This window comes from Alteromonas sp. MmMcT2-2, assembly GCF_022348305.1.
Classification (GTDB): Bacteria; Pseudomonadota; Gammaproteobacteria; order Enterobacterales; family Alteromonadaceae; genus Alteromonas; species Alteromonas macleodii.
Genome location: NZ_JAKRFA010000007.1, coordinates 55,850 through 72,682 on the forward strand (window position 1 = coordinate 55,850; position 16,833 = coordinate 72,682).

The 16,833-nt window shown below is 44.6% G+C and carries 15 protein-coding genes, 3 tRNA genes and 1 pseudogene; 6 read left to right on the plus strand and 13 right to left on the minus strand.

What is annotated here, in order from left to right:
• Positions 1–380: 380 nt before the first annotated feature.
• From tyrR to pspA, 5 genes are all read right to left on the minus strand, one after another.
• Positions 381–1,937, minus strand: a complete 1,557-nt coding sequence (gene tyrR / locus MHM99_RS06215) for a transcriptional regulator TyrR (RefSeq protein WP_014948686.1) — start codon at positions 1,935–1,937, stop codon at positions 381–383.
• A gap of 215 nt (positions 1,938–2,152) precedes the next feature.
• The gene (phhA, locus tag MHM99_RS06220; protein ID WP_014948685.1) at positions 2,153–2,953 is read right to left on the minus strand and encodes a phenylalanine 4-monooxygenase; all 801 of its coding nucleotides are present in this window, start codon (positions 2,951–2,953) and stop codon (positions 2,153–2,155) included.
• 203 nt (positions 2,954–3,156) lie between these two features.
• Positions 3,157–3,603, minus strand: a complete 447-nt coding sequence (pspC, locus tag MHM99_RS06225) for an envelope stress response membrane protein PspC (RefSeq protein WP_014948684.1) — start codon at positions 3,601–3,603, stop codon at positions 3,157–3,159.
• Positions 3,600–3,839 (minus strand): envelope stress response membrane protein PspB, encoded by a 240-nt coding sequence (pspB, locus tag MHM99_RS06230; protein WP_014948683.1) that lies wholly within the window; start codon positions 3,837–3,839, stop codon positions 3,600–3,602. Before pspB ends, pspC begins: the two co-directional genes overlap by 4 nt.
• 75 nt (positions 3,840–3,914) lie before the next feature.
• Positions 3,915–4,598 (minus strand): phage shock protein PspA, encoded by a 684-nt coding sequence (gene pspA, locus MHM99_RS06235; protein WP_014948682.1) that lies wholly within the window; start codon positions 4,596–4,598, stop codon positions 3,915–3,917.
• A 222-nt stretch (positions 4,599–4,820) separates the two neighbouring features.
• On the opposite strand from pspA, the gene pspF reads away from it, so the two are divergent.
• The 6 genes from pspF to MHM99_RS06265 are packed head-to-tail and all read left to right on the plus strand — an operon-like array spanning position 4,821 to position 11,417.
• Positions 4,821–5,942 carry a phage shock protein operon transcriptional activator gene (gene pspF / locus MHM99_RS06240; RefSeq protein WP_039226406.1) on the plus strand — a complete coding sequence of 374 codons (1,122 nt, stop codon included), beginning with the start codon at positions 4,821–4,823 and terminating at the stop codon, positions 5,940–5,942.
• A 3-nt stretch (positions 5,943–5,945) separates the two neighbouring features.
• Positions 5,946–7,706: an ABC transporter substrate-binding protein gene (locus MHM99_RS06245; protein ID WP_168532388.1), complete on the plus strand. Its 1,761-nt coding sequence runs from the start codon at positions 5,946–5,948 to the stop codon at positions 7,704–7,706.
• 59 nt (positions 7,707–7,765) lie between these two features.
• Positions 7,766–8,734 carry an ABC transporter permease gene (locus MHM99_RS06250; protein WP_080752378.1) on the plus strand — a complete coding sequence of 323 codons (969 nt, stop codon included), beginning with the start codon at positions 7,766–7,768 and terminating at the stop codon, positions 8,732–8,734.
• Positions 8,721–9,614 (plus strand): ABC transporter permease subunit, encoded by an 894-nt coding sequence (locus tag MHM99_RS06255; RefSeq protein ID WP_014948678.1) that lies wholly within the window; start codon positions 8,721–8,723, stop codon positions 9,612–9,614. Before MHM99_RS06250 ends, MHM99_RS06255 begins: the two co-directional genes overlap by 14 nt.
• A 1-nt stretch (position 9,615) precedes the next feature.
• Positions 9,616–10,611, plus strand: coding sequence for an oligopeptide/dipeptide ABC transporter ATP-binding protein (locus MHM99_RS06260; protein WP_014978627.1), 996 nt, complete (start codon positions 9,616–9,618; stop codon positions 10,609–10,611).
• Complete coding sequence (locus MHM99_RS06265) at positions 10,611–11,417, plus strand: ATP-binding cassette domain-containing protein (protein ID WP_039233285.1); 807 nt, start codon at positions 10,611–10,613, stop codon at positions 11,415–11,417. Before MHM99_RS06260 ends, MHM99_RS06265 begins: the two co-directional genes overlap by 1 nt.
• A 171-nt stretch (positions 11,418–11,588) precedes the next feature.
• Here the strand turns inward: MHM99_RS06265 and MHM99_RS06270 are convergent, their stop codons facing one another.
• The 8 genes and pseudogenes from MHM99_RS06270 to csrA form a co-directional block, all read right to left on the minus strand.
• Positions 11,589–12,719 carry a sodium ion-translocating decarboxylase subunit beta gene (locus MHM99_RS06270; RefSeq protein WP_014948675.1) on the minus strand — a complete coding sequence of 377 codons (1,131 nt, stop codon included), beginning with the start codon at positions 12,717–12,719 and terminating at the stop codon, positions 11,589–11,591.
• 3 nt (positions 12,720–12,722) lie between these two features.
• Complete coding sequence (gene oadA, locus MHM99_RS06275; protein ID WP_168463663.1) at positions 12,723–14,546, minus strand: sodium-extruding oxaloacetate decarboxylase subunit alpha; 1,824 nt, start codon at positions 14,544–14,546, stop codon at positions 12,723–12,725.
• A 19-nt stretch (positions 14,547–14,565) separates the two neighbouring features.
• Complete coding sequence (locus tag MHM99_RS06280; protein WP_168532392.1) at positions 14,566–14,874, minus strand: OadG family transporter subunit; 309 nt, start codon at positions 14,872–14,874, stop codon at positions 14,566–14,568.
• A 219-nt stretch (positions 14,875–15,093) separates the two neighbouring features.
• Positions 15,094–15,503 (minus strand): annotated as a pseudogene (locus MHM99_RS06285) (acyl-CoA thioesterase).
• 141 nt (positions 15,504–15,644) lie between these two features.
• Positions 15,645–15,721: transfer RNA gene (locus tag MHM99_RS06290), tRNA-Arg, on the minus strand.
• Positions 15,722–15,774: 53 nt separating this feature from the next.
• Positions 15,775–15,851 (minus strand) — tRNA-Arg (locus MHM99_RS06295).
• 37 nt (positions 15,852–15,888) lie between these two features.
• A tRNA-Ser gene (locus MHM99_RS06300) sits at positions 15,889–15,980 on the minus strand.
• A 565-nt stretch (positions 15,981–16,545) separates the two neighbouring features.
• The gene (gene csrA, locus MHM99_RS06305) at positions 16,546–16,737 is read right to left on the minus strand and encodes a carbon storage regulator CsrA (protein ID WP_012517705.1); all 192 of its coding nucleotides are present in this window, start codon (positions 16,735–16,737) and stop codon (positions 16,546–16,548) included.
• Positions 16,738–16,833: the final 96 nt, after the last annotated feature.

The following is a 16,833-nucleotide window of genomic DNA, read 5'->3' on the forward strand; positions in this document are numbered from 1 at the left end:
CTCTTGTCTTTTATTAATACGTTCTGAATAAAAGACCTATATCTTTTTACGCGGCAGCATCACACACAATTCCATGATTATAGTTATGCCACTAGTTGGTGTGCGTTGAGAAGTGATCTGTTGACGAAGTTTTATTTGGCTGTAAGAAAGGATGTACGCTAGTAAGCCTCTGTTGAGCAGGTATAGCGCTGCCCGCTTGCTCCGTGGGCGATGTAAATTTATCGTAACAGATGAATTGATATTGCTCTGAGGCACAAAAACGCATTAACGATATAAAAATTGGCGTAGACCATTTGCCATTTTTACTTTGCTAAACGACGTCAAATATACTTGGTCACATTAACCCTCACCCTATGGCAAAGGTCAATGCTCCCATATAATTAAAGCTTTACCGTTGCCTTGTTAATGCCGTATTCACGTAACTTATTTGCAATTGCCGTATGACTTAACCCCAGTTTTTTAGCCAATTGACGGGTACTTGGGTAGGAAGGATATAACCGCTTGAGCAAGTCCTTTTCAAACTTCTTCACTTCTTCGTCTAATGTGCCGTCAAAGTTTTCGTCAATATAAGTGACGCTTGGCGCACAACTTGGAAGCTGGATGTCTTCCTTGGTAATCTCCTTACCGTCAAGGAGTGATAACGCGCGATACAACGCATTCTGTAGCTGTCTCACATTGCCCGGCCACGGGTACTGCTGCAGAAAATCAACACAGGATTTACTAAGTTTCGCAGGACGGCGACCTAACTTGGTACTGTGTTGAACGATGAAAGACTCGGCTAGAGGAACGATATCCTGCCTTCTGTCTTTTAAAGAAGGCATAACCAAACTTAGTACGTTTAAGCGGTAGTACAGTTCTTTTCTAAATCGTCCTTCTTCTACAAGCTGGCCTAAGTCACGACAGGTGGTGCATATAAATCGCACGTCTACCTTAACTGGCTCTGAATCCCCTACTCTTCTAAATTCGCCGTCTTCTAGAACGCGGAGCAGTTTAGCTTGAAGCTGAGAAGACATATCAGCGATTTCATCGAGAAGAAGCGTACCGCCTTTTGCTTGCTCTAATAGCCCCACTTTTGCATTAGGCTGATTGAATGCCCCCGCTGCGTAACCGAATAATTCGGTTTCTGCCACGCTGTCAGGTAAAGACGCGCAGTTTAAAGCTAAAAATGCTCCTTCACTGCGACGGCTAGACTGGTGACAGGCTCTGGCAATCATTTCCTTGCCTGTGCCTGTTTCACCAAAAATTAAAATAGGTGCATCCAAATCAGCTATTCGCTTGGCTTCATGAACGACTCGCTTCATAAACGGAGATTGAGTGACAAAGCGGTCAAAGCTATCAGTGGGAGACTGATGGAACGCGGTAAATTGTTGCCCTAGTCGCATCTCTGATTTTAATATCACCACAGCACCTGCCATGATCATATTCTGCTCGCCGTCAGGTACGGTAATAGGCAGCATATCGGCTAGGTAATCCTGTTGAATAAACTTCACTTTCGAAGACTGAGGGCCAGGCGATTTACCGTCCATCCATTTGGTAAAGTTAAAGCCTTTCACAACTTCGCCAATTTCAATGCCTTCTATTTCGCTACTCGGAATTTCTAGCCCCGCGCACACCGCTTCATTGCATAGCAAGATATTTCCTTTCGCATCGATAGAAAACACAGGGTCGGGCAACGTTCTTAAAATAGCGGAAAGCTGATTTTTTTCACGCTCTCCTGGCATGAAAAGCGTCGTCTTCACATCGTCGATACCATCGATGCGGCGAATTTGAGGCATGAGGTGTTGAAAATCTGCAAATTCGATATTGGGAAAATTAAGGAAAATTTTTCCCGCAGGGTCAATTTCAATACCGCGTAAATCTATTTCTTTAGTAACGAGAATATCTAAAACATCTTGAGTGATACCAAGACGGTCCTGACAGCTTATTTCTAGACGCATAGGGTGTTATAGCTATTTTGTAAACATATATGTACAGAATACCATACTTTTACAAAAAGATAACAAGATAAATGTTACAGATGGTTAAATTTGCGATGAATCACACATTTAAGAACGCGCAGAGAGCATGATTAAAAGGCCGCACATACCAAATAAAAAAGATGCCGCTTCAGTGAGCGGCATCCTATATAAAACACATTTAATTAACAATAGTGTTAGCTGGCTTTTTTCTCTTTAGGTGGGAAAAGTGGGGAAAATAGCCCTAAAGACTTCGCTTCTTCTACGAGTGCCATAATATCCATTTCCGCTAATTCAAACAGATGGTCGAATTCCGGTAAGATATAATAAAGAGGCTGCATAATATCGATGCGATAAGGTGTTCTTAATGCATCAATAGCAGTGAGCGGGTTACGCAGAGGTGTGTCGCTGTCTAACGCATATATTGTCTCGCCAGGAGAAGATAAGATGCCTCCACCGTATATCTTCAATTCATCTTTGGCTCTCACCAATCCAAACTCTACGGTGAACCAATAAAGACGAGCAAGATAAACTCGGTCTTCTTTGCTGGCAGCAAGGCCCAACTTTCCGTAAGTGTGAGTAAAATGAGCAAATGCGGGATTGGTTAGTAGCGGACAATGACCGAAAACTTCATGGAAAATATCCGGCTCCTGCAAATAATCGAATTCTTCTCTGGTGCGTATAAAAGTGGCAACAGGAAATTGCTTATTCGCCAGTAATCTGAAAAATTCGCCAAAATTAATTAACGCAGGCACTTCAGCTGTTTGCCAACCCGTTTTCTCCATCAGTACTTTGTTGATGTCGGGTAGCTGAGGGATTTCCTTTTCATTTAACTTCAACAAATCAAGCCCGTCCAAGTATTCTTGGCACGCTCTTTCTTTCACCAGCGGAATTTGTCTCGCATAGAGTTCAGACCAAATTTGGTTCTCTTCGTCTGACCAATGGATAATGCCATTCTCGTCAGATTGTCTCGACTGGTATTGCGTTGATTTTGGCATAACTTCTGTAACCAATAAGAGTTGAAAAACTTGTCTATCAGTCTAATGAAATTCGCGACGTCGAAAAGTGTAAGCCCTTACGAGCGACTCGATTTTGCTGTAACAGGAATTTTACAAAACCAAGTAAACGCATTGTTTTATATAACAAAAAACCGCTCATTACGAGCGGCTTCATTCAAGTTTGCTTGGTGCGCCATCGCCAATTAAAGGCGGCTAATTTCTTTATTGAGTTGATATTCGCGAGACGTTACATAAGTTTCCATTTTACGAAGTCGAACTTCTGCTTTTTCAAAACGATTGCGAATATCGTGAAACGCTTGTTTTGGTGGCTCGCCCGCCTGCCAAACTTTCGTTTTCACTTCCACTTTTGGGCTTTTTACCTGACCACCGTTGGGATTTGTCCATCCCTTACCTTTTGAGAAAACAGGTTGCGTTGGCGCATTTTTTAACCCAACAGGTTTTTTATCGAGAATGAACCAAGCTGCAATGTATGCAACAAAGATGAAAGGTCCGGCTAACAAGAAGAAACCTGTTACAACTAAAATCCTTACTAACCAAGTTTCTAAGCCGAAATATTCAGCTACACCCGAGCACACGCCTGCAATTCTTGCATTTTCTGGGTTGCGATAGAGCTGCTTACCGTTTCTCATGCTCTATTCCTCCACTCAGGTGCCTCGCTGTCTAAAATGGCCTCTAGAGTTTCAATGCGTTCGCTCATTTTCTCGGCTTTCTCGGCTAAGTCTTGCAAAGATGCGTGCTCTTCTGCACTCAATCCCTGATTCACTTGCTTCTTGCTTCGATAGTGTAATATTAGCCAAATTGGAGCAACGAATATTGAAAACACCACAAGGGGCATCACCAACATTGCAATCGTACCTTCATCCATCTCAATCTCTCCTACAAACTCTGATGTAATTACCCTCCTTCCGATTTCACATCAGGAGGGTACACCCTATTCTTATTATTCTGATTTTTCGGTGCTTGTGTTTGCACCTTTTACTTTCGCTTTAAGCGCAGCAAGTTCGTCTTCAACTTTGTCACTGGCCTCTAGTTCAGCAAACTCATCCTGTAACGTTTTCTTACCTAGATCGTAAGCTTCAACCTGCGACTCAAGGTCATCGATTTTACGCTCATATTGCTCAAAGCGTCCCATCGCATTATCTACTTTAGTGCTATCCAGCGTCTTTTTCACTTCAAGACGAGAGCTTGCAGTTTTCTGGCGCATAATAATCGCTTTTTGGCGACTCTTCGCATCCGCTAGCTTTTCTTGAAGCTGACCAATTTCATCCTGAAGTTTGCTGATTTGCTCATCAACAATAGCCAGCTCTTTACTTAACGCTTCAGCAGCTTCTGCAGACTTCTTCTTTTCCTGCAGCGCAGCACGCGCCAAATCTTCTCTGTCTTTGCTCAAAGCAAGCTCAGCTTTGGCTTCCCAGTCGCTTGCATCGCTTTCATACTTTGCAATTTGATTAACAATTTCTTTTTTGTTGGCTAAGGTCTTTGCTGATGCTGAGCGCACCTCAACCAATGTGTCTTCCATTTCCTGAATGATTAATCTAACCATTTTCTCAGGATCTTCCGCTTTATCTAAAAGCGCATTAATATTCGAATTCACAATATCTGTAAAACGCGAGAAGATACCCATAATAATTACCTCTTGCTAAAAATGGTAAGTGTTTAAAAAACACCACACTTGATAAATAGGTTACTCTTGGTATTAGTTGTATTCAATATGCTTGCCAACTTTACAACTGTGCTAACCTGCTATTTTTCATACACTTTTTATAAGTTCAAATAATACTCGTTTCTCAATATGTTTTGTTCTACACTATTAATTGGTCGAAATGACTAACTTTTGAGGTATTTAATGAGTAGGTATCGACAGCAAGACAATTTACTTGGCCAAGCGAATAGTTTTCTAGAAGTTTTAGAGCAAATTTCACAAATTGCACCGCTAGATAAACCTGTGCTGGTAATAGGTGAGCGAGGCACAGGTAAAGAGCTTATTGCCGCGCGACTTCACTTCTTATCTAAGCGCTGGGATCAGAACTATATTAAGCTTAATTGTGCTGCCTTAAGTGAAAGCCTATTGGAGAGTGAATTATTCGGTTATGAAGCAGGTGCGTTCACCGGTGCCTCAAAACGCCGCGAAGGTCGCTTTGAAGTGGCCCACAACGGCACCTTATTTCTTGATGAACTGGCTAATACTTCTGGCCTTATTCAGGAGAAGCTACTGCGCGTTGTCGAATATGGCGAATTTGAGCGCGTTGGCGGAAGCAAGTCAGTAAAAACTGACGTACGCCTTATTGCAGCTACAAACGAAGACTTGCCCGCGCTTGCCGATGCAGGTGAATTTCGTGCAGACTTACTCGACCGACTTGCCTTTGACGTAATTACCATTCCTCCGCTACGCGAGCGTAGGGAAGATATCATGATGTTGGCAGAAAACTTTGCTATTAATATGGCCCGTGAAATGGAAATGGAATTATTCAGCGGCTTTACAGAGAAGGCAAAGCGGACCCTTCTTGACTACGATTGGCCAGGAAATATACGTGAACTAAAGAACGTGGTCGAACGTGCAGTGTATCGAACAAATAATCCTCATCTGCCCGTACATGAAATCGTTCTTGACCCCTTTGAGTCAGCTTATCGCCCGAAAGGTAGAGTGAAGACCAATGACAGAGTGAATACGTCCGACTCACCCGTTACTCAGTCCCCTTCAGAGGCCGCTGCCACCAATGAACGCATTGAAAGTGCAGACATTACGCCACTGGCACCAGTGAAAAAGCCAGAAATTGTTGAATATCCCATAGATTTGAAAGAACGTTCTCAACAACATGAGATAGATATGATAAAACAGGCACTTGCTGACAGTCAGTTTAATCAGAAGAAGACTGCTGAAAAATTGAGCCTGACGTATCATCAGCTGCGAGGCTATCTCAAAAAATATAACTTACTAGATTCTTCCGCGGAAAGCGTCGAGGCGTAAAGCATGTCCCATGGTTTGGTAAAGCGTTTGTCATTATGTATATGTACAGCGCTTCTTGTTGCATCCTGTGCTAAGCAGAACAAACAAGCGTTTTACAATACGGGTATTATATACTGCTCTGAAAGCAATCCAGTTACCTTCAATCCGCAGCTAGATACATCAAGTACAACGTCAGATGCATCTTCACACCAACTCTACGACAGATTGCTTGATTTCGACCCTGAGTCTGGCCGCATCGTGCCTAGTTTGGCGAGTAGTTGGTTAGTGAGTGATGACGGTCTTACCTACGCTTTTCAACTGAGAAAGGATGTATGGTTTCACAATACGCGCTACTTCACGCCAACACGAAACTTTAGCGCCGACGATGTTATCTTCAGTATAGACAGATGGCGCCTACGCTCCCATCCATACCATTACGTATCTGGTGGGCGCTATCCCTACTTCGAAAGCATAGGCCTTGCACAAAATATCGCGTCGGTAGAGCGCGTAAACGGCTACCGCGTTGAAATTACACTTAAGCGCAGGGATAGCTCATTTTTGGCAAATCTAGCAACCGATTTCGCCGTTATCTTATCAGAAGAATATGCTAACCAGCTGGCACAGACCGGCACGCCAGGCAAAATCGATGAGCTTCCAGTAGGTACTGGCCCCTTTAAATTCGATAGCTATCGCAAAGATCATTTCATTAAGTTCCTGCGCCACGACAACTATTGGCGTGACCAAATGGAAGATGCGCCTACGAGTGATGAAGTCCTAAGCGATAACAATACTGTAGAGAGTGCCAACCAAGAAGTTGAAAATGGCCAAGGTGGCGAAGATACTGTTCAAGATGGTACAGCACAAAACGGTGACGAAACGCGCCCTGTTGTAGAGCAGCTTATATTTGACATTACGCCAAGAAGCTCACTGAGACTGGCTAAATTAATGACAGGTGAATGTGACGCTACCGCTTTTCCTGCACAGACTGAACTTGAAGTGATTCGGGCAAAAGAAGATCTGACGCTAGCGGAAAAACCAGGACTAAACATTGGATTTTGGGCGTTTAACACTCAACGCCCTCCTTTTGATAACCCAGATGTAAGACGTGCGCTAGCGGCCGCAATCGATAAGAACACATTGCTAGAAGCGGTGTATTTTGACAGTGCTACTAGAGCTAAGACCCTGCTGCCTGCGGCAAGCTGGGCGTTTCAAAATGACGCAGACGATACCGCCTACAATCCAGTTCTAGCGCGCAAATTATTAGCTGACGCCGGAGTTAAGGCCGGCTTTTCTATGACGATATGGGCTATGCCTGTTGAACGCTCTTACAATCCTAACGCAACAAAGATGGCCGAGCTCATTCAGCGTTATTTGCGTGATGTAGGCGTAGAAGCAACCATTGTCAGTTACGATTGGACTACCTTCAGACGCCATCTTCAGGAAGGCCTGCACGACTCGGTATTAATTGGTTGGTCTGCCGACAACGGAGACCCAGATAACTTCTATCGTCCGCTATTGAGCTGTGGCGCTATACCCTCTGGTACAAATCGTGCCATGTGGTGCAGTGAAGACTATGATAAGTTACTCAACGACGCTCTTCAGACAGATGATATTGAAGAACGCACAGCCATATACCGGCAAGTTAACCGATTATTATACGAACGCCTTCCTCTTGTTCCCATCGCACATGCCTATCGCTATCAGGCATACAGGAATGAACTAGAAGGAATGACCATTAATCCCTTTGGCGGTGTACGCTTTGGTGGAGTAAAAAAAGCACTGTGATCCAGATCCTCGTAAGATACTGCACTTTATTTATATTAACGCTTTTGGTGTTAGCGATTATGTCGTTTTCACTCGCCTACCTTTTTCCAGGCGATACACTTGAAAACCTAACAGGACTCGTGCCGCAAAATGAAATTCAACGCGCGGCATTGGAGCGGCAATTTAAACTAGATCAGCCCTATATTTTCCAGTTTTTCTATTATGTAGGCAATTTGCTCACTGGTGACTGGGGATACAGCTTTACGTCAGGCCTGCCGTTAAGAGAAGAGGTAGGTATTGCGATGCCAGCCACAATAGAACTGGCAACCTATGCCATGTTGATGGCCTTATTCATTGGAATACCGCTTGGTTATTATGCAGGGATTCGCAGCTATTCAACGTCGGATCACCTAATAAATAGTGCAAGTATAACAACCTATTCTTTTCCTGTTTTTTGGTTTGCGCTCCTGCTTATATTGGTTTTCAGTTTGCAGCTAGACGCTGCACCGCTGTCGGGTCGTATCAGTTTGCTTTATAACATCGAACCCGTGTCAGGCTTTATTCTCATTGATATATTATTGTCTGACGTAGAAAACAAGACCTTAGCCTTCAAGGATGCGTTATCGCACTTAGCATTACCTACGTTTGCCATTGGTGCTATCGCCACCGCTTCGATGATACGTATAACAAGACGTTCTGTTATAGACGTGAAACACCGCCCCTATATCGCTGCAGCAATATCTAGAGGCCTTTCAAGTTGGCAGATATTCTTTCGTCATATTCTGCGCAACGCGTTACTGCCCATTTTACCGCTAATGGCGATACAAATTACGACATTAATAACGAACGCGATGATTGTCGAAACCTTGTTTTCTTGGCCGGGGATCGGTAATTGGCTGATTCAAGCTATTTATCAGCGAGATTACCCTGCCCTTAGAATTGGTATGATGGCAGTATCCACGGTAGTAATTACACTCACGATTCTCGTTGATTTGTTTAACCGAATGATTGACCCAAGCAGAGAGAAATACGAACGTGCCACAGTTTAGTTTATACGACGAAGAATTCCATCCGTCGCCGTGGCAACGGACTTGGGCATCATTTAAAGCGAGCCACATCGCCATGCTTGGTCTGATTATGCTGGCGTTGTTTGTTGTTTGCGCGCTGTTCGCACCAATCATCACTCCCTATGATGCCGTGGAACAAAATATCGACGGACTGTTAATACCGCCTAGCTGGTTAGCTAATGGCTCTATATCGCACATTTTCGGTACTGATGCGTTGGGTAGAGACCTATTTACCCGCATAATTTATGGGTGTCGCATCACACTAGGCTCCGCATTCATTACTGTTGTGCTGGCCATGTTAGTCGGCGTTAGCCTTGGGACCTTTGCTGGCATGCTGCGAGGTGTTCGCTCAAGTATCGTCAACCACTTACTCGATGCACTTATGGCCATTCCCACGCTACTTATTGCGATTATTATCGTTGCAATATTGGGTACCGGTCTGGTTAACAGCATGTGGGCAATTACCCTTGCACTTATTCCACAGTTTGTGCACCACACAAGAAGTTTTGTGCGCGCCGAAATGAAAAAAGAATATATAGTGGCGTCTAAATTGGACGGTGCCAGTAGATGGCAACTTTTTGTTCATTCTATACTACCCAACATGACCGAAATGCTGGTTGTACAGGGCACGCTTGCACTTTCTATTGCCGTTATCGACATATCTGCACTTGGTTTTCTGAATTTAGGCGCACAGTCACCGCTTCCTGAACTTGGCGTTATTCTAGCTGATGGGCTAGATGTTGCTTATCTAGCACCGTGGAACGTTGCCGTCCCCGGCATGGCAATATTCTTCATGGTGCTATCTATCAACATTGTGGGTGACGGTTTGCGTTCAGCACTTAGAAAAAGAGTGAGTCATTAATATGCCAATGCTTGATATTAAAAACCTCACCTTGGAAATGCAGAGCAGCGATGGCGCAATTAAAGCGTTGGACAAGGTTAACCTGTCGGTTAGCAGCGGGGAGATTCGCGCACTGGTAGGAGAATCAGGCTCAGGCAAAAGCTTGATCGTGTCCGCCATTTGCGGAGCCCTTCCTAGCCAATGGAATTTAACGGCTGACCGCATGAGTTGGAATGGTGAAAACCTGCTGAGTATGTCTGTGCAGCAGCGTCGTGAGGTAATGCGCCGAGAAATAGCGGTCGTGTTCCAAAACCCACAGGCAAGTTTAGACCCATCGGCAACGCTTGGAGAGCAGTTGGAAGAGAGCATTCCCGATGAATTTGTTGAAGGGAGCTGGTTCTGGCAACGAGCACAACACCGCAAAAAGATCGCAATAAGCACCGTTCACAAAGTAGGAATAAAGCACCACAAGCATTATTTAAGCGCTTTTCCTCATCAAATACCGGCTGACATAGGTCAAAAATTCATGATTGCGATGGCCCTGGTTTCACAGCCTAAATTGCTCATCGCCGATGACCCAACTCGGGGAATGGAACCTACAACAAAAACACAAATTCTGAAGCTCTTCACGCGTTTGAATCAGACGCGCTCGCTCTCGATCTTGTTTGTTAGTCACGACCTACTGGCAATTGCAAGTATGTCTCACTCTATGACGGTATTGTATGCAGGGCAGACTGTAGAATCAGGTAGAATGAAGCACATTAAGAAGCGCCCTCTGCACCCTTACACAAAAGCATTACTAGACAGCGCGCCGAGCTTCAGAAAAGATTTACCACCGAAATCGCTACTACCCACGCTTGGTGGCTCTATTCCCACACTACAGCATTTGCCTATTGGTTGCCGATTAGGTCCTCGCTGCCCTCGTGCTCAGCGCGCCTGTGTACAAACACCAGCCGTGCGTAAAATTCACGATCACAATTACAGCTGTCACTTCCCTCTACATATGGAGAAGCTGTAATGGATATCATGCAGGTTAAAGATCTCACGTTTATTCATAACGAGAGGAAACGTTGGCTAAAACGTCCTGAAATTTTTCAACTTGGTCCAGTGAACTTAAGCGTAAAGCGCGGTGAGACCATTGCAATTATTGGTGAAAACCGTTCAGGTAAGTCCTTGTTGGCTAAGCTCTTGGTAGGTGCACTGCCCGCTGATGCAGGTGAAATTGAAATTAACACACACAAATATTTAGCCAAATACCAGTCTAAAGATAGCCAGCAAAAACGTACCCATGACATTCGTATGATCTTGCAGCATAGCTCCGAGTCGATGAATCCATCGGTTCCTGTGGGAAAAATCTTGGATGAGCCATTGCGTTTGAATACAGGCCTAAGCGAAGCAGAACGCAAACCAATTATAGAAGATATGTTGGTGAAGGTAGGCCTCTTGCGCGAACACTATTACTTTTATCGACATATGCTTTCTGATGGACAGCAGCAGCGCGTAGCGCTAGCCAGAGCCATTGTGTTAAAGCCCAAAGTGTTAGTGGCTGATGAACCCTTTGCAGCGTTAGACCCTTCCATTCGTTCGCAAACGGTGAATCTTATATTGAAGCTTCAGCAAGAACTTGGCTTGGCGTTTATCTTTATTAGTCACAACTTGGGTATTGTACGACACATTGCAGACAGGATTATTGTGATGGAAGGCGGTGAAATTGTAGAAGAAGGCAAGACCGAAACTATCTTTAGGTGGCCCCAGCATACGCGCACTAAGAAACTCGTTACCGCATACCAATCTCTGGTGCCACAAAACACAATTCGAGAATAAAGAGCTTATCGTTTGGGTGCTGTTTTCTTTGAGAAGCGCACTTACGTACCGAACTGGCACGCTCTACTCGTCACAAAAAGAAAACCCTAGAAAGCCTTTTTTTGAACAAACGCCATGCAATAAAAAAGGGGCAAATAAATTGCCCCTTGTACAGCAATGCATTTGTGCATTCTAGCCAACCAGAGCCAATAGAATACCTGCGGCAACCGCACTACCTAGCACGCCAGCCACGTTAGGCCCCATCGCATGCATAAGTAAGAAGTTATGAGGGTTAGCTTCTAGCCCAACTTTGTTCACCACTCTGGCTGCCATCGGCACAGCAGAGACGCCAGCTGCGCCAATCAGTGGATTTATACTGCCACCCGACAGCTTACTCATTAGCTTGGCCATGAGTACGCCTGCGGCAGTGCCTATACCAAACGCGATAGCCCCAAGCCCCAAAATACCTAAAGTCTCGACCGTAAGGAATGCTTCCGCTGATAACTTTGATCCTACTGCTAAACCAAGGAAAATAGTGACCGTATTGATGAGCTCGTTTTGGGCTGTTTTGCTCAATCTGTCTACCACGCCACACTCTTTCATTAAGTTACCGAAGCAAAACATGCCGACAAGCGGCGTAGCGGCCGGTAAAAACAAGATAGTCATAAACAGCACAGCAAGCGGGAAAATAATCTTCTCTCGCTTTGACACAGGTCGTAGTTGACCCATTTTTATCTCGCGCTCTTCTTTTGTGGTCAGCGCTTTCATGATAGGTGGCTGGATAATAGGTACCAACGCCATATAAGAGTATGCAGCGACTGCAATCGCACCAAGCAAATCAGGCGCAAGCCGTGAGGCGAGGAAAATGGCAGTAGGCCCATCCGCGCCACCTATGATAGCAATGGCACTCGCGTCTTTTAACGTAAACTCAAAGCCAGGTATAAGGTTTAACGCTATCGCGCCAAACAAGGTAGCAAAAATACCGAACTGCGCAGCTGCGCCAAGTAACAACATTTTAGGGTTAGCAATAAGCGCACTGAAATCAGTCATTGCGCCTACGCCCATAAAGATGAGCAGAGGAAATACCCCTGTATCTATGCCGATTTTGTATATGTAGTGCAGCAACCCACCCGCTTCTGAAAAACCAGCAATAGGGATATTAGTAAGCAATGCACCAAAACCAATGGGCAGTAAAAGCAATGGCTCAAACTTTTTAACAATGGCCAAGTACAACAAGCCGAAACCCACCGCCATCATTATAAGCTGGCCGGCTTCAAAGTGCGCAAGCGCGGTACTATCCCAAAGTACCATTAACTTATCCATGTACTACCCCAATAAGATTAACGGTTGACCACTGGTTACGGCATCGCCTTCACTAACAGTAATGTCGGTGACCGTACCGGTGTATGCGGAGCGGATCTCTGTCTCCATTTTCATGGCTTCAAGGATCATCACCACATCGCCTTCTGACACGCTGTCGCCGTTTCTCACCAAAACTTTAAATACGTTACCTGCAAGCGGTGCATCAATAGACTGAGAAGAGTTAGAGTCTGATGGCGCAGCATTCTTAGTTTGAGGCTGTGCTTGCGTCTGAGAGCCACTAGCAGGTGTAACGCTCGTCAGCGTACCTGAAGGTGCCACTTCTACGCGATACACTCTTCCATCTACGTTTACGTCGTAAGTTTCACTCGCGGTAGCCCCTTGTGAGCTTGACTTGGCTTCAGCAGGCTTAGGCGGCGCACTCGAGCTTTGCGACTCTTGCGCGCTAGGTGCAGGTTCAAACGCATCAGGGTTGCCGCGGTTTTCGATAAACTTTAGGCCTATCTGCGGGAATAAGGCATAAGTCAAAACATCATCAATTTTATCGTCTGACAGCGAGAGTTGCTTTTTCTCAGCCAGTTCATCAAGCTCTTTACTCAGTGTATCCAGCTCTGGTGCAATATTGTCAGCAGGGCGACATGTCACGGGCTCTGCGCCATCAAGCACACGCGCCTGCAACTCCTTGTTTACTGGTGCTGCGGTAGCGCCATATTCACCTTTAAGAACGCCTGCGGTTTCTTTTGTAATGCTTTTGTAACGCTCGCCGGTGAGTACGTTAAGCACTGACTGCGTGCCCACGATTTGTGAGGTTGGCGTAACAAGAGGAATGAACCCAAGATCTTCCCTTACCCGTGGAATTTCTTTTAACACTTCTTCGAATTTATCTTCAGCGCCCTGCTCTTTAAGCTGACTTTCCATGTTGGTTAGCATTCCGCCCGGTACTTGAGCCAAAAGAATACGTGCATCTACCCCTTTGAGACTGCCTTCGAACTTGCTGTATTTCTTTCTTACCTCTCTGAAGTAACTGGCAATTTCTTCTAGTTCGGGTAGTGCAATACCCGTATCGCGCTCTGTACCTTCTACGATAGAAACCATGGTCTCAGTTGCACTATGACCATAAGTCATGCTCATTGAAGAAATAGCCGTGTCCAGCATATCAATGCCGGCATCGATAGCTTTTTGATACGTCGCCGTACTCAACCCTGTTGTGGCATGGCACTGCATGGCAATAGGTACATCAACCGTTTCTTTTAATCCGGTAATCAATGCCTCGCACTCGTACGGTTTTAAAAGCCCAGCCATATCTTTTACGCAGATAGAATGAACCCCTAGGTCTTCAAGCTGTTTCGCCATTTCGAGCCAAAGCTTAAGATTGTGCACAGGGCTTACCGTATAAGAAATTGTCCCTTGCGCGTGAGCGCCACTGTCTATGGTCGCTTTTATTGCGGTTTTCAAATTTCTAATGTCATTCATGGCATCAAAAATTCTAAATACATCTACGCCACTTTCGTGAGCACGCTCTACAAAGCGAGTGACAACATCGTCAGCATAATGGCGGTAACCCAATAGGTTTTGACCACGCAACAGCATTTGCTGTTTCGTGTTAGGCATGGCTGCTTTTAGCTTTCTGATGCGCTCCCAAGGGTCTTCCCCTAAATAACGAATACAGGCATCAAATGTAGCACCACCCCAAGATTCAACTGACCAAAAGCCAGCTTTATCTAGTTTTTCCGCTATGGGAAGCATATCTTCAATACGCATGCGCGTAGCAAGAAGGGATTGGTGGGCATCACGCAGAACCAGCTCGGTAAGGGCCAGAGGCTTAGACATGGTAACTCCTGATTAGACTTTATTTTTTAGAATTTTGGCGATGGGTATGAATTGCGGCAGAAATAGCCGCGATAAAGTTTCCGTCTATTCCTGGTTGTACCGCTTGATTGTTTCGACTCAAATTAGCTGAAGGCCCTTTTAAATTAGCTGAAGGCCCTTTTAAATGAGCTGAAGGCTCTGCTATTTCACCGGGAAAAGCTTCACAAAATCGGGCAATGAGATGAATACCCACAATAAGAAGCCCTAAGAATGAGAAAACAAATATCATTCCTATAAGCATAAGAGAACCCGCTTCAAAGAGCAGGCTAGCGACGGATCCCGAATTCATATTCAATCCTGTTGTTATTTTGTACCTGAATAAGTATCACGTGGTTTTTCAAAACACAACAAAGCAGCATAAAAAAACACTTTAAAATGAATAAAACCCGCCAAAATGAAACTTAATGCATTATTTCTTAATAAATTTGCAACAAAAGCATATTTTAGGAATTAGCATAAGCGTTGCCGATGCCAGCAATCTACGTTTACGTTCATTTATACTCACACCTTAATGAAAGCCTATATTTTCCGTAAAGTCACTGTCTAGCTGTTTAGCGAAATCTTTCGCATGCACCGCCATAAAAGTTATAAAACAGCGATTTGCGACAGACGTAGTGTTTTCCGTGGCGTCGCCCGATTTAACCACAACATAGATATGCATACTTGACGCTCCAGTGTGTACCAACGATGCGGTTATTTCTACGAGTTGACCTACCTTTATTGGCTTTATAAAGCGAATACCGTTCGATGAAACTGTAACGCAATAGCATTTCGACCACTGCGCGGCACAGGCATAGGCTGCTTGGTCAATCCATTTCATTAAGCTGTTATAGAGAGCATGCCACCGTGAACGTTACCGCCAAAGTTTACGTCGGTAGGTTCTGCTAAAAATCGAAAAGTAGTAGATGGATGTGCCATAGCGTACCTCGCGCTTTACTGCTGTTAAACACATTAAGTTTAGCTTAAATTTTAAACAGCGCGCTTAGACGAAAGTGGAGAGAACAAAAATAAAAGGAGTAAAAATGAAAAAACCCACCTAAAAAGGTGGGTTTTTCAATATGGCGCGTGTGGAAGGATTCGAACCTCCGACCGCCTGGTTCGTAGCCAGGTACTCTATCCAGCTGAGCTACACACGCGTAAACTTGTGTACTTTTGAATTCTACCTCAAAAGGTGACGCTTTAAAATAAGTGGCGCGTGTGGAAGGATTCGAACCTCCGACCGCCTGGTTCGTAGCCAGGTACTCTATCCAGCTGAGCTACACACGCGCAAAACTTGTTGTTGGCCGTCACTGCCAACGAATAATGGCGGAGAGGGAGGGATTCGAACCCTCGATACGCGTATATGCGTATGGTTCCTTAGCAGGGAACTGGTTTCAGCCACTCACCCACCTCTCCTTGACTGCGGGGTGCATTTTACGGATTCATTGGCCTGAGTCAAACCTTTTTTATAAAGAAATTGTTCACCCGCTGCCATTTTAAACGATTCGAGCAAAAAACCAGTAATTTGTTCGCAATACAAGCAATTAAACCGAATTTTATTTAACGATGCTCGTTAATTTGCATTTGAATATGCGCAGCTTCATTGCAGTTTTAACTGACCCGCCTTAATAATTTAGTCAATTTTTCAAAAATAATATCAAAAAGTTTTGAATTTATTTGTTCATAACCAAGTACGCTGATTCGTATTACTTACTTAAGTTATTTAAAAACACTCCAAAATCTCAAATAAAGCGGTATATGTCTCTATTTAAAAATCGTCCACCCAGAAGGCATTGTGCTAGAAAAAAGCTGTGCACGACCCAGAGACTTAACTTGGTCGTTAGCGCGAGACATCACAACGTCATTTCTGGCGAAATAGAACAGAAACAATAGACTTGCGCTAAAGCCCGATAAGATTTAGTCACTTAAAACAAAAAAGGCCAGCGTAAGCTGACCTTTTCCAATGAAGCGTATAATGCAATTATTCTGCAGAGCCTGGCTGACCGCCTTTTTCTGCTTGAATGCGCATGTATATCTCTTCACGGTGCACAGAAACTTCTTTTGGTGCATTCACACCGATACGTACCTGATTCCCTTTTACACCTAGTACGGTAACGGTTACATCGTCACCAACCATAAGCGTTTCACCAACTCGACGAGTCAAAATAAGCATTCGCTTGCTCCTGTTCCTTAATACTGAACATCATCCATTAAGATTTGCCAACCCATCGGCACGACCCGATGGAAGCGACAGTGATTCCATGTTTCT